This is a genomic window from Dellaglioa sp. CoH-57-MRSF-18 (assembly GCF_056781995.1).
Genome location: NZ_JBXAXX010000003.1, coordinates 252,368 through 265,553, shown reverse-complemented (window position 1 = coordinate 265,553; position 13,186 = coordinate 252,368). Strand labels below are relative to the sequence as shown.

Annotated in this window: 12 protein-coding genes; 3 read left to right on the top strand and 9 right to left on the bottom strand. The window is 34.3% G+C overall.

Going from position 1 to position 13,186, the window contains the following annotated elements:
* Nucleotides 1-4 precede the first annotated feature (4 nt).
* Both pta and AC1RPG_RS04990 read right to left on the bottom strand, forming a co-directional pair.
* The gene (gene pta, locus AC1RPG_RS04995) at nucleotides 5-994 is read right to left on the bottom strand and encodes a phosphate acetyltransferase (protein WP_481761434.1); all 990 of its coding nucleotides are present in this window, start codon (nucleotides 992-994) and stop codon (nucleotides 5-7) included.
* 15 nt (nucleotides 995-1,009) lie between these two features.
* The gene (locus AC1RPG_RS04990; protein WP_481761435.1) at nucleotides 1,010-1,690 is read right to left on the bottom strand and encodes a uracil-DNA glycosylase; all 681 of its coding nucleotides are present in this window, start codon (nucleotides 1,688-1,690) and stop codon (nucleotides 1,010-1,012) included.
* A gap of 126 nt (nucleotides 1,691-1,816) precedes the next feature.
* On the opposite strand from AC1RPG_RS04990, the gene AC1RPG_RS04985 reads away from it, so the two are divergent.
* Complete coding sequence (locus AC1RPG_RS04985) at nucleotides 1,817-2,683, top strand: Cof-type HAD-IIB family hydrolase (protein ID WP_481761436.1); 867 nt, start codon at nucleotides 1,817-1,819, stop codon at nucleotides 2,681-2,683.
* A 215-nt stretch (nucleotides 2,684-2,898) separates the two neighbouring features.
* On the opposite strand, the gene AC1RPG_RS04980 is transcribed toward AC1RPG_RS04985, so the two are convergent.
* The 3 genes from AC1RPG_RS04980 to AC1RPG_RS04970 form a co-directional block, all read right to left on the bottom strand.
* A complete protein-coding gene (locus AC1RPG_RS04980; RefSeq protein ID WP_481761437.1) occupies nucleotides 2,899-3,861 on the bottom strand; it encodes a zinc-binding dehydrogenase in 963 nt (320 codons plus the stop codon).
* Nucleotides 3,862-4,041: 180 nt separating this feature from the next.
* On the bottom strand, nucleotides 4,042-4,779 hold the full coding sequence (locus AC1RPG_RS04975; protein WP_481761438.1) for an amino acid ABC transporter ATP-binding protein: 738 nt from the start codon (nucleotides 4,777-4,779) through the stop codon (nucleotides 4,042-4,044).
* The gene (locus tag AC1RPG_RS04970) at nucleotides 4,779-6,215 is read right to left on the bottom strand and encodes an amino acid ABC transporter substrate-binding protein/permease (RefSeq protein ID WP_481761439.1); all 1,437 of its coding nucleotides are present in this window, start codon (nucleotides 6,213-6,215) and stop codon (nucleotides 4,779-4,781) included. The genes AC1RPG_RS04975 and AC1RPG_RS04970 overlap by 1 nt, the downstream gene beginning before the upstream one ends.
* A 130-nt stretch (nucleotides 6,216-6,345) precedes the next feature.
* Between AC1RPG_RS04970 and AC1RPG_RS04965 the strand changes: the two genes are divergently transcribed.
* Nucleotides 6,346-6,909 carry a GNAT family N-acetyltransferase gene (locus tag AC1RPG_RS04965; RefSeq protein ID WP_481761624.1) on the top strand — a complete coding sequence of 188 codons (564 nt, stop codon included), beginning with the start codon at nucleotides 6,346-6,348 and terminating at the stop codon, nucleotides 6,907-6,909.
* A gap of 52 nt (nucleotides 6,910-6,961) precedes the next feature.
* Here the strand turns inward: AC1RPG_RS04965 and AC1RPG_RS04960 are convergent, their stop codons facing one another.
* Nucleotides 6,962-8,038: a 3D domain-containing protein gene (locus tag AC1RPG_RS04960; RefSeq protein ID WP_481761440.1), complete on the bottom strand. Its 1,077-nt coding sequence runs from the start codon at nucleotides 8,036-8,038 to the stop codon at nucleotides 6,962-6,964.
* A gap of 237 nt (nucleotides 8,039-8,275) precedes the next feature.
* On the opposite strand from AC1RPG_RS04960, the gene AC1RPG_RS04955 reads away from it, so the two are divergent.
* Complete coding sequence (locus AC1RPG_RS04955) at nucleotides 8,276-9,907, top strand: ABC-F family ATP-binding cassette domain-containing protein (RefSeq protein ID WP_409022227.1); 1,632 nt, start codon at nucleotides 8,276-8,278, stop codon at nucleotides 9,905-9,907.
* A 49-nt stretch (nucleotides 9,908-9,956) separates the two neighbouring features.
* On the opposite strand, the gene smpB is transcribed toward AC1RPG_RS04955, so the two are convergent.
* The 3 genes from smpB to secG form a co-directional block, all read right to left on the bottom strand.
* Nucleotides 9,957-10,424 carry an SsrA-binding protein SmpB gene (gene smpB, locus AC1RPG_RS04950; RefSeq protein WP_481761441.1) on the bottom strand — a complete coding sequence of 156 codons (468 nt, stop codon included), beginning with the start codon at nucleotides 10,422-10,424 and terminating at the stop codon, nucleotides 9,957-9,959.
* Between the two features lie 17 nt (nucleotides 10,425-10,441).
* The gene (gene rnr, locus AC1RPG_RS04945; protein WP_481761442.1) at nucleotides 10,442-12,793 is read right to left on the bottom strand and encodes a ribonuclease R; all 2,352 of its coding nucleotides are present in this window, start codon (nucleotides 12,791-12,793) and stop codon (nucleotides 10,442-10,444) included.
* A 118-nt stretch (nucleotides 12,794-12,911) separates the two neighbouring features.
* Nucleotides 12,912-13,157 carry a preprotein translocase subunit SecG gene (secG, locus tag AC1RPG_RS04940; protein WP_409022224.1) on the bottom strand — a complete coding sequence of 82 codons (246 nt, stop codon included), beginning with the start codon at nucleotides 13,155-13,157 and terminating at the stop codon, nucleotides 12,912-12,914.
* Nucleotides 13,158-13,186: the final 29 nt, after the last annotated feature.

Genomic DNA, 13,186 nt, shown 5'->3' with positions numbered 1-13,186 from the left:
CATTTCATTCTAAACTTTGCGCAGCTGTAATAATACCAACCTTGTAAATTTCTTCTACGTTAGCACCACGAGATAAATCTGAAACCGGTTGGTTTAATCCTTGTAGGATAGGTCCGATAGCTTCAAATCCACCTAAACGTTGTGCAATTTTGTAGCCAATATTTCCAGATTGTAATTCAGGGAAAATGAAAACATTTGCTTGTCCTGCAACCTTTGATCCAGGTGCTTTTTGTTCACCAACACTCGGTACAAAAGCAGCATCAAATTGTAATTCGCCGTCAATCGCTTCATTTGGTGCTAGTTTTTGTGCAATTTCAGTTGCTTCTGCTACCTTTGATACCTCTGGTGCTTTAGCTGAACCTTTAGTTGAAAAACTAAGCATTGCTACTTTGGGATCAATATCAAAGAGACGAGCCGTCTGAATGCTTGCAATTGCCATTTCTGCTAATTCTTGAGCAGTTGGATTAATACTGATCGCAGCATCAGAAAATAAATACTTTTCTGTATCATTATTTCTGGTCATAATAAAGGCACCACTTGTCCGACTCACGCCTGGTTTCGTTTTAATAATTTGTAATGCAGGTCGAACGGTATCTCCAGTAGCGTGAACAGCTCCAGAAACCATCCCTTCAGCTAATCCCATGTAAACGAGCATTGTACCGAAATAATTAACATCGCGTAACATTTCTTCAGCTTGTTCAGGTGTATTTTTACCCTTACGTCGTTCAACAAAGGCCGTTTTCATCTCATTAAAATCTGTTTCAGAATATTGTTTAGGATCAAGTAATTCTACACCGATACCATCAAGAGTTAAATCGAGCTTTGTGGCTAACTCTTTCATTTTTGCAACATCCCCCAATAAAATAGGTTCTGCCAAATTATCTTCTGCTAATTTAACGGCTGCTCTTAGAATACGTTCTTCTTCCCCTTCAGGAAAAACTATTTTAATTTTTTTACTTTCAATTTTGCTTTTCAAACTTTCAAATAATGACATATCATTTCCTCCTAATTAAGTGTTACTGGGTAATTGCCAGTTAATCGGTGGCAATCCCTGACTTATTAAATTTTGATTTATTTGTGAAAATGGTTTCGATCCAAAAAAACCGCGGTAAGCAGATAACGGACTTGGATGAGGTGATGTTATCACAATATTGTGATCTGTATCAATTAATTTAATCTTATCTTGGGCTGTCTTCCCCCATAAAACAAAAATAATTGTCTGTGAAGATTCGGATAATCGTTCAATCACACCATCTGTTAATAATTCCCATCCATGATTACGATGAGAATTAGCGGCGCCATCTCTTACAGTTAAGACTGAATTTAACATCAAAACACCTTGCTCCGCCCAACTCTTCAAATAGCCATGATTAGCTGGTGGAATTCCTAAATCTGTTTCCAATTCTTTATACATATTCCGTAAAGAAGGTGGAATTTTTTCTCCTGGTAAAACAGAAAAACTCAACCCATGAGCTTGATGCTTTTCATGATAAGGATCCTGTCCCAATAAACAAACTCTAACGTCAGAAAATGGGGTCAGTTCAAAGCTTTCAAAAATGCGATTTTTTTCCGGATAAATCGTCTCATTTTGATATTCATTATCAATAAACGTTTCTAAATCAGCATATTTAGATTTTGCAAGCTCTTCGGTCAAAATGGGTTGCCAATCATTATCGACATTAATATTCATTGTCTAACACCTCACAGATTAAGTTTACCATATTAGTGAATACAAAAATAAATGATTTGATTAAAATATCGAGCGGTTTCATGTTAAAATGAAACCAGTAAATAAGATTAGAGGAGTGTTGAATTTATGATAAAAATTATTGCATCAGATATGGATGGTACTTTACTAAATGATCAAATGGTGATTTCAGAAAAAAACGCCGATGCGATTAAACAAGCACAAGCATTAGGAGTCCACTTTATCGTTTCTACTGGCCGTGGCTATACTGAAGTTAAACCTTTAATTACAGCAGCCGGGTTCAATAGTCCAATGATTACATTTAACGGCGCAGAAGTTTTAGATGGAAATGGTAAAACACTTAGTACAACACCTATTTCAAAAAAAGTCGTTCAAACTTTAGTTCAAACATTCAAAAAAGAAAATTTTTACTTTGAAATGACAACCTCAAACGGTGTTTATTCTGATAATCGTGCAAACCGTATTCAAAATGTAGCGCGTCTAATCTCTGATACAAATCCAGATACACCATTTAAAATGGCTGTTTCATTAGCTGCAGCTCGTCTTGAATTAATGAATATCAATTACGTTGATGATTACCAAACAGTCATCGATGATTCAAAAATTGATATTTTTAAATTAATTGTTTTCAGTATGGATGGTCAAGAAGAATTACTCCCTTTAAAAGCAAAAATTGAAGAAGAAGACTCACTTGTTGTTACCTCTTCTGCACCTACTAACCTTGAAATTAACAACGTAAATGCCCAAAAAGGGATTGCACTCCAAGCTTTCGCTAAAGAACTTAATATCCCAATGTCAGATGTCATGGCAATTGGAGATAACTTAAATGATGTTTCTATGTTAAAAGTTGCAGGCGTCAGTTACGCCATGGAAAATGGCCACGACGAGGTAAAACGTATTGCCAATCATTCAGCAAAAACAAATTCTGAAGATGGTGTTGGCTTAGCTATTCTTGAACAGTTAGCTGAAAAATAAATCGATTGAGACTAAAAAGTGTAATTAATTAGAAAAAATAAGTCTATAAAAACTGTTGTTGATAGTAGTTTAAAAACTATTACCAATAACAGTTTTTTTACAACGAAAAAAACAAAAGCCATAAGACTTTTGTTACGTAATCAATCAGCCCTGTTACTCTCCAACTATCAATTATGAAACCCATAATACGTCGCTAACCAATTTGGTACTTATCTTTATTCAGTTGTTAGTAACACGATTACTTTCCCAAAACTATCCTGATTTTGTAAGTAAGCATGCGCTAAAGGAACTTCACTTAGTTTGAAGTTTTTTTCTGGTTTCACATCAACATCATATTTTGAAATGTAGTCCAACAGATCATTCAATTTATCCTGACTGACATTGTCAGAGTAAAAACTAGTGAGGTAACTATTTTTCTCGATATCTATAATCGGATCAAATTCTTCTAAAAACCATTTACCTCCTAATTGTCCCGTACTACATAAAATGCCTCCTTCGTTTAAATGTTGAAAACTATCTTTTATAGTGGCAGGGCCAATTAATTCTAAAATTTTGTCATACTTCTTTTCAGTCTCTAATACACCAGTCTTATCTATTATTACATCATTAAAACCAGCGGACAATAATTGCTCATTTTTTGCTTGGCTCCGACTAGTACCATCAATTACAATATCAGGATATCTGGCCTTCAACAATTTAAGAAATGAAATACCTACTCCACTTGTGGCGCCTCTAACTAAAATTTTATCTTTTTTTGTAATTTTTAAGTTTTTCATTGAACCAAATGCTGTATAGTACGTTTCAGGAATAGTCGCAAGTTCTTTCCAAGATATATTTGTTGTTATTGGATATATTTGGTTATTTGGTAATGCTACATATTCAGCATAGCTGCCATCAAATGCGCGTCCCATTTCTCCCATAATGGAAATAACTTTTTTCCCTATAGGTAATCTTTCAGGATCGCTCGTTTCTTCAACAACACCCACACATTCAATGCCTAAAACCCTAGGAAACAAAACAGTTGGCGATTTTCCCTCTCTCGTAAAAATCTCCGATCTATTGATACCAAACCCTTTTATTTTAATTAAGGACCAGTTAGCTTTTATTTTAGGTAAATTTACCTCTTGGTAAATAAGCTTATCTGTTCCTCCTGCTTCATTAACAACAATTGCTTTCATAATTTTACTTTTCTCCTTTGCTAAAAAGCTTTTTTCAATTCAAATCATCGTAAACATCCTAATTTTTAGTAACTATACATAAAAAATCCTAACCACCACGCGAAGTGATTAGGACCTTTTACAATGCTTGCCCCACCAAAAATTAATGAAAGGCCGAAAGATTTAATTAGTTTGCACTTTTTATGCATTTAAAACTTTGTTTAAGAAATCTTTTGTTCTATCATTTTGCGGATTACTAAATATTTCATCTGGTGTACTACTTTCTAAAATGTAACCATCAGCCATAAAGACCACACGATCAGCCACTTCTTTAGCAAAACCCATTTCATGTGTGACAACAACCATTGTCATACCATCCCTCGCAAGTTGTTTCATAACATCTAAAACATCCCCAACCATTTCTGGATCAAGTGCAGACGTTGGTTCATCAAATAACATAATATCTGGTTTCATTGCAAGTGCGCGTGCGATTGCGACACGTTGTTTTTGACCACCAGATAACGAAGCAGGTGCAGCATCTGCTTTATCACTCAAACCAACTTGGGATAAAAGACGTTTTGCTTCCTTAGTTGCTTCTTCTTTTGTTTCTTTTTTTAATTCAACAGGCGCTAAAATAATATTTTCAAGAACGGTTAAATGTGGAAACAAATTAAAATGTTGAAATACCATGCCAATATTTTGACGAACAACATTTAAATCAGTTTTTGGATCACTTATATCATGCCCCTCAATAATAATTGAACCGGAAGTTAAATCTTCTAATTTATTTAAACAACGTAAAAAGGTACTTTTCCCAGAACCGGAAGGTCCAATCATGCAGACAACTTCTTTTTCTGCAACTGAAATATCTAACCCCTTCAAAACTTCATTTGAACCATAGTTTTTTTTCAAATTTTTAACTTGAATTTTAGCTGCCATTATTTAATCTTCCTTTCGACTAAATTAGATAACCACGTTAATAACGTTATGATAACGAGATAAATCACCGCGATAATCAACCACATCTTGAATCCTTCAAGGTTTCTTGCGATTATAATCTTACCTGTTTGCGTTAATTCTAAAATACCGATAACAGATAAAATTGACGTATCTTTCAACGTAATAATAAATTGATTAATAAATGATGGAATCATAATCTTAATTCCTTGTGGCATAATGACTTTCATCATTGCTTTTCCATAAGGTAATCCTAGACTACGAGCAGCTTCCATTTGGCCATTATCAACAGCCTTAATCCCACCTTTAACAAAGGCCGCTGTATACGCACCTTCATTTAACGTTAAGGTTATAATACCTGCCACAAATGCTGGAATCTTGCTCCCGGTTAAATTAGGAATACCAATGTAGATAAAGAAGGCCAATACAATTAGCGGTAGGCCACGGAAAATGTAAATTAATGTACTTGAAAGCCCATTAAGCCATTTATTTGGCGCAACACCCATCATACCTAAAATAATCCCTAAAACTGTTGCACAAACAATAGCCACAATTGTTAATAACATTGTTTGTTTAAATCCTTCTAATAATGAGCCACTATTTGTTTTCAATAAACCTAAAATTGTTCGAGAATTTTTAGAGTTAGCATTTTTTGCGTTCGTTCCAGTGTACTTATCAACAATCTTTTTATATTCACCGTTAGCTTTAAGTTTCTTTAGCCCGGCATTAAATTTTGTTATTAATTCTTTATTTTGCCCTTTTTTAACGGCGAATCCATATTCACCTTTTTCATATGTTTTACCAACTACTTTCATTTCAATACCATTCTTAACACCATATGCTAAAACTGGTTTATCATCAAAAGTCGCATCGGAATTTCCTGTCACAACATCGTCATACATGTTACTTGAATCATCAAAAGTTGTTGTTGTAATATTATATTGTTTTTTAATTGAGTTTACGAATTCTCCGGCAGCTGTACCAACTTTAATCGCTACCTTTTTCCCTCTTAAATCATCCAAAGATTTAATTGAACTGTTTTTACCAACAGCCATAGCTACCCCAGCTTCATAATAACTATCTGAGAAATCAAATTTAACACGACGTTCTGGAGTTATCATCATACCAGCCATAACCCCATCAATTTGGTTAGCATCTAATGCTTGAACCGCTGCATTAAACCCTAAGGCTTTAATATCAACTTTAAATCCTTCCTCTTTAGCAATGGCTCGCATTATATCCATATCAATACCAACATATGATTTACCATCTTCTGCTTGATATTCAAATGGTGCATAAGTTACATCAGTCCCGATTGTATACGTCTTTTCTGCTGCATTTACTTGATTACTATGTAAAAATAATAAAAATACACATGCGACCATGATTGACATGATCATTGACTGCCATTTTTTCATAATATCCTCCCCAAAACATTTTGATGTAACATAATATAACATATCTACACTTAGCAAGCAATTTAGTTGTTTTGACAATTATTTAAGTACCCTATACACTAGAGATATTCAGGAAAGGATGGTTTATATGATTATTAGAAGAGCAACAAAAAAAGATGCACACGAGGTCGTTCCTTTAGTGAATATTATTTTAGAAGATATGGAAATTCCTATTCTTCAAGAAATTCCATTACCCGACCTATTCAAAGTGCTAGAGCTTGCATTTGAAACAGAAGACTACCGTTACAGCTACGGTCGTGTTCAAATTGCCGATATTGATGGTAAGGTTGCTGGGATAGCATTTGGTTATCCGGATGAAGATGAAGACCATCTTGATCTTGCTATGAATCAATTTTTCCCACAAATTGGTTTACCTGAAACAACTGAACTCTTTCCAGACTCAGAAGTTTATCCAAATGAATGGTACCTTGATACCCTTGCTGTTTCACCAGATTTCCAAGGACAAGGCATCGGCACAAAACTTCTAGAGTCTCTTCCCGAGATTGCCCGTGCAGCTGGAAAAACAAAGATTGGCTTAAACGTCGACTTTGCAAATCCTAAAGCAGAAAAGTTATACACAAAAATGGGCTTTAAAACTGTTGGTAACATGATTATTAGTGGTCATGACTATCATCATATGCAAAAAGATATTTAAATAAATAAAAAGGTCTGCTAAAAATAAATTTAGCAGACCTTTTTTCATATCTTTATTCTAAAACTTTTACAGTAACTGTCTTTTTACCCCATGTGTAACATCTTGCATTTGAGATAAAATGCACATCAATTCGGTTTCCTTTAATTGCTGAACCTGTATCGCCAGCAATCGCAACACCATAACCAGATACCCAGACAACAGTTCCTAGCGGAATAACTGAAGGATCCACAGCAATTTGTTGTGGATTAGTTAACAAACTTAACCCATATGATCCATGAGTTCCCATCCCTGGTGCATTTGTTGAATAAGCCGTTGCGACCATTTGTAACGTTTTCTTAGTTGATTTGCCAGAAGTATCGTTGCTTGCTTTTTGGTCAGTACTTCCTTTTTTATCTGATGAATCATCACTTTCAGCCTTTTTAGCTGCTTCTTTTTTAGCAGCTGCTGCTGCCTTAGCATCAGCTTTAGCCTTTGCTTCTCTTGCTTTTTTTGATAACTCAGCATCTTTAGCCTTTGTTACTTTGGCTAAATCTTTCTTTGCGTCACCTAAAGTATCTTTTAACGCTGCTAATTGTTTATTCATTTCTTTTGTTTCTTGTTTTGTTTCAGATTGTTTTAATTTCAATGATTTTTGTTCAGATTCCAAATGCGCTTTAGCATCTTCCATGGTTTTGATATTAGACGCAACATCTTTCATCGTTTTGTTATCAGCAGATTGTAAAACAGAAACTGCGTAAACACGGCTAATAAAATCACCAGCATTCTTTGCTTCAAGAATAGCCGTTACCATTTTACTACTTGAATCATTAACTTGTAGACTTCTTAATCTATCTTTAGCATTTTCAATACGTGTATCTAATTGTTTTTGTTCATTACCAATTGATTTATCTTGTGAACCAATTTTCTTTTCTTTATCAGAAATTTCTTGATTTAATTTATCAATTTTTGCATACTCATCATTAATACTCGTTAATGACTTTGAAATTTTTGAATTAGCAGTTGTTACTTTCTCTTGTGCAGCTGATTCTTGTTTTTTTAAATCACTGATAGATGTTGCACTAACAGAAACCGAACCACCTAATAAGCAAAGTATAACTGCCGTAAAACCAATAATATTTCTAATTTTCAAAATAATACTCCTTTTTGTAAATAACTTTATTACCCATTTCTAGAGTATATCGAACCGACAAGTCAGACATGTGTCAGGCATATTACAAAACATCACTCATATTACAACTCTATGACTAACGTACCCTCATTTTCAGAAATAATCATTTTATTTGAGTTCATTTTCAAAACCGTTTCATTTTGAGCCTGAAATATGCTATGATATGTAGATTATACAAACGAATAGTGAGGGTATTAAATGATAACTGTAAGTAATGTAAGTTTAAGTTTTTCAGACCGTAAGTTATACGATGACGTTAATTTAAAATTCACGCCTGGTAATTGTTACGGACTAATCGGTGCTAATGGCGCTGGTAAATCAACATTTTTAAAGATTTTATCTGGTGAAATAACACCAAGTACAGGTAAAATTTCATTAGATCCAAATGAACGTATGACAATGCTACAACAAAATCATTATGGCTTCGAAGAATATACTGTTCTTGAAACAGTCATTATGGGTTACAAAGAACTCTATGCTGTTATGGAAGCAAAAGATGCTATTTATGCAAAAGCTGATTTTTCTGATGAAGATGGTATCAAAGTTGCTGAACTAGAATCTGACTTTGCTGAAATGAATGGTTGGGAAGCTGAATCAGAAGCTTCAACTCTTTTACAAGGCTTAGGCTTCGCTGAAGATATGCAAAATAAAAAGATGAGCGAACTAACAGAAAGTCAAAAAGTTAAGATTTTGCTTGCACAAGCACTTTTTGGTAATCCTGATGTTCTCTTACTTGATGAACCTACTAATGGGTTAGACATCAAATCAATTAACTGGTTAGAAGATTTCTTAATTAACTTCTCAAATACCGTTATTGTTGTTTCTCATGATAGACATTTCTTAAATAATGTCTGCACCCACATGTGTGATGTTGATTTTGGTAAAATCAAATTATTCGTTGGTAATTACGACTTCTGGATGGAATCAAGTGCCTTAGCTTCAAAACTTGCAAATGATTCTAACGATAAAAAAGAAGCTAAAATCAAAGAATTACAAGATTTCGTTGCACGATTCAGTGCTAACGCTTCTAAATCTAAACAAGCAACTTCTCGTAAGAAAATGCTTGAAAAAATCACACTTGATGATATTCAACCTTCATCACGTCGCTACCCATTCATTAACTTTGAAATCGACCGTGAAATTGGTAATGATTTATTATCAGTTAGTGGCGTTTCAAAAACAATTGATGGCGTAAAAGTTTTAGATAATATCTCATTTAGTTTAGGCAAAGATGATAAAACAGCCTTTACAAGTGAAACTGATATTGCTGTTACAACATTAATTAGAATTCTTTCTGGTGAATTAGAACCAGATACAGGTACAGTTCAATGGGGTGTAACAACATCACAAGCTTACCTTGCTAAAGATAATAACGACCAATTCGCTGATGAACATTTAACAATTATCGATTGGTTACGTCAATTTGCTTCTAAAGCAGAAAGTGATAACACTTTCTTGCGTGGATTCTTAGGTCGTATGTTATTTTCTGGTGAAGAAGTCGATAAAGAAGTTGGCGTCTTATCCGGTGGAGAAAAAGTTCGTTGTATGTTATCAAAAATGATGTTAACAAGAAACAACGTTCTTTTACTTGATGATCCTACTAACCATTTAGATTTGGAATCAATTACTTCATTGAATGAAGGTCTTTCAAATTATAAGAGTGCTCTATTATTCGGCTCTCATGATCGTGAGTTCATTCAAACAATCGCTAACCGTATCATCGAAGTAACACCAAACGGTCTTGTTGATCGAGCAGATACTACTTATGATGAATTCTTAGAAAATAAAGATGTTCAAGATCAAATTGCTGGTCTTTACAAACAAGCTTAATAACTAAAAAGGAAGCAACCAATTTCAAAATTGGTTGCTTCCTTTTTTATTAGTAATTTTTAAGTACGCGTTGAATTTGGCGTTCCTGATCTCGACGTTTAATTGTTTCACGTTTATCGTAATCATTCTTCCCTTTTGCAACACCGATTAGTACTTTTGCAAAGCCGTTTTTAATGTACACTTTCAAAGGGACAATTGTAACACCCTTATTTTTAGTTGCTTCATCAAATTGAGCTATTTGTTTTCTATGCAATAATAATTTACGATTTCGAAGTGGATCATGATTGAATTGATTTCCTTGATCATACGTTGAAATATGAACATTCATCAGCCAAGCTTCACCATTTCTAATTTGCGCAAATCCATCTTTTAGATTAATACGACTATTTCGAACGGATTTAATCTCAGTACCTGTTAAAACGACACCAGCCTCAACCGTATCTTCAATGTTATAACTGTGTCTTGCTTTTTTATTCTGGGCTAAGGGTTTATCAAAAGATGACTTTTCTTTTCGCAATCTTAATCCCCCCGATATTATTTTTGACGTGTATTATTTTTTCTTGGTGCTGTGTTTTTATTAGCTGATTTGTAGAATGGTTTCTTTCCATTACTATTTCCAGCAGCTGGTTTACCATTACGGTTATAAGGTTTCTTGTCTCCTGGACGACCATTACCTGGACGTTTGAAGTTTCCACCTTTACCTCGTAAATCAGAAGTTGGTGTGTTTTGTGGATTAACAATTTCAAAATCAATCGCACTTTGCTCAATATCAACTTTAGCAACTTTTACTTCGATTGGTTGACCAATTCTGAAAGTTCTCTTGGTTCTCTTACCTACTAATGCCATATGCATATCTAAATATTCATAATAGTCATCCTTCATATTACTAATATGAACAAGACCTTCAACAGTATTTGGTAATGAAACGAAGACACCAAACTTCATAACTGAGCTAACAACACCTTCAAAGGTTTCACCAACATGATCAGCCATGTATTCAGCTTTTTTCATTGCGTCAGTATCACGTTCGGCATCAATTGCGCGACGTTCCATTTGTGATGTATGTGTTGTAAGTTCAGGTAATTGTTCAGCATATTTTTCTTTTTGAGTGTCCCCAATACCATTTTCTTCGTAGAAACGAATTAAACGATGAACCATCAAATCAGGGTAACGTCTAATTGGTGACGTAAAATGCGTATAATCAGTAGCAGCTAAACCAAAGTGACCTAATGATTCATCAGTATATTTAGCTTGTTGCATACTTCTAAGTAACATAACAGAAACCATTGATTCTTCAGGTTTACCAGCTACTTCTTTTAAAACACCTTGTAACATTTTAGGTGTTACATTCTTACTATCACCTTTAACAACGATACCAAAACTGGTTAAAGTTTCGAAGAAACGCATTACTTTTTCATTCTTAGGTGTTTCATGCACACGGTAAACAAAAGGTACTTTTAATTTATCGTAATGAGCTGCAACAGTTTCATTTGCAGCTAACATAAATGATTCAACTAAACGTTCACTTGTTCCACGAGTTCTAATTTGAATATCAATTGGGTGACCCGCTTCATCAACGATAATCTTAGATTCATTATCATCAAAACTAATTGCACCACGTTTTTTACGCATTTTTTCAAGAATTTTGTGTAATTCGCCCATTGTTTCAAACATTGGGACCAATTCTTCATATTTAGCTTTCGTCTTTGCATCATCTGATTCAAGAATCTTGTTAATGGCTTTGTAAGTCATACGTTCTGTCGTTTTAATCACACTTTGGAAGATTTTGTGGTTAACAACATAACCTTCTGGTGTAATTTCCATTTCACAACTCATAGCAAGGCGTTCAACTTTTGGATTCAATGAACAAATACCATTTGATAATTTGTGAGGCAACATTGGAATAACACGGTCAGTTAAATAAACACTCGTTCCACGTTCGTATGCTTCACGATCAAGTGGTGTGCCTGGTTGGACATAATGCGAAACATCAGCAATATGCACACCTAAATGGTAGTTCCCGTTATCAAGTTTCCAGGCAGTAACAGCATCATCTAAATCCTTAGAATCAATACTATCAATTGTTACCAATGTTTGGTCCGTTAAATCAACACGGCCAATTTTTTCTTCTGGTAGCACAACTTCTGGAGTTGCTTCAGCTTGAGCCATAACATCTTCAGGAAATTCACTAGGAATATCATGTTGATAAACAACTTGTAAAATATCCATACCTGGATCGTCTTTGTTACCCACAACTTCTTTAACCAATGTTTCAATAACTAATGGTTTTTCACTTGTTGGGTAAGCAGTAATATCAGCTGTAATAACTTCTCCGGCAACTGGATGTAAACCAACCCCTGTTACCAATAAGTTATAACGTTGTAATTTCTTGTTTTTAACAACTAAATGGCCAATTATTCCTGAATTTTCAAGGTCAGATGGTTCAACTTCAAATTCACCAACAATTGATGTTACATTATGTTCAACAATTTTATTAACTTTACCTTCAGGACCACGGTCATCCCCAGGTTTAGCAGCACTTGTAATCTCAATCTCAACACTATCACCATTTAAGGCAGACATTGTTTGTGTTGGATTAACGAAAACATCAGGTTGTTCTGGATCAATCGTAACGAATCCAAATCCACGATCATTTGCATGAAAAATACCCACTAATTGTGGTGTTTGAAGTGCAATTTGAAATTTGCCTTCTGATGTAATTTTCACTTCACGTTTACGTTCCATTTCAGCAAGTGTTTTAACAAGTTCTTTGAACGCATCCTGGCCTTCTAATTTAAGGGCAGCTGTTAATTCTTCAACACTGAAAGATTCATTTTCTTTAATTTTTAGTTCTTTTAATATAAGTTCTTGCATCTTTTTATCCATGTATACCTCGTTTTCATATTCGTATTTGCGTTACATTTATTTATTATTAATTTTATTTTATTTCTAAATAAAAGCCTCCTGCTGCAACAATTGTTTGCACAGGAGGCTTTCTTTATTATTATTTTGAGGCCAAATAGACAAGTCCTAGAGCTAGACAGAAAAATAAAACGCCCAAGACAAAGGTTACTTTTTGCATAAATGCTTCGAATCCACGTGGTTTTTGTTTGCTAAATAAATCGTCAGCACCACCACCGCCACCAGATAAAGCACCTGAAGCGTTATTTGTTTTTGCAGGTTGCATCATAACAGCGATAATCATTAAGACTGAAACGATGATAATTAAAATTGTTAGTATGTTAGTCAAATCATTTACCTCCTTAACCCAATTACGTA

Coding starts and splice junctions, on each gene's coding strand:
- AC1RPG_RS04985 (WP_481761436.1), top strand. CDS start 1,817: ATGATAAAAATTATTGCATCAGATATGGATGGTACTTTACTAAATGAT.
- AC1RPG_RS04975 (WP_481761438.1), bottom strand. CDS start 4,779: ATGGCAGCTAAAATTCAAGTTAAAAATTTGAAAAAAAACTATGGTTCA.
- AC1RPG_RS04955 (WP_409022227.1), top strand. CDS start 8,276: ATGATAACTGTAAGTAATGTAAGTTTAAGTTTTTCAGACCGTAAGTTA.
- AC1RPG_RS04990 (WP_481761435.1), bottom strand. CDS start 1,690: ATGAATATTAATGTCGATAATGATTGGCAACCCATTTTGACCGAAGAG.
- AC1RPG_RS04980 (WP_481761437.1), bottom strand. CDS start 3,861: ATGAAAGCAATTGTTGTTAATGAAGCAGGAGGAACAGATAAGCTTATT.
- rnr (WP_481761442.1), bottom strand. CDS start 12,793: ATGGATAAAAAGATGCAAGAACTTATATTAAAAGAACTAAAAATTAAA.
- pta (WP_481761434.1), bottom strand. CDS start 994: ATGTCATTATTTGAAAGTTTGAAAAGCAAAATTGAAAGTAAAAAAATT.
- AC1RPG_RS04970 (WP_481761439.1), bottom strand. CDS start 6,215: ATGAAAAAATGGCAGTCAATGATCATGTCAATCATGGTCGCATGTGTA.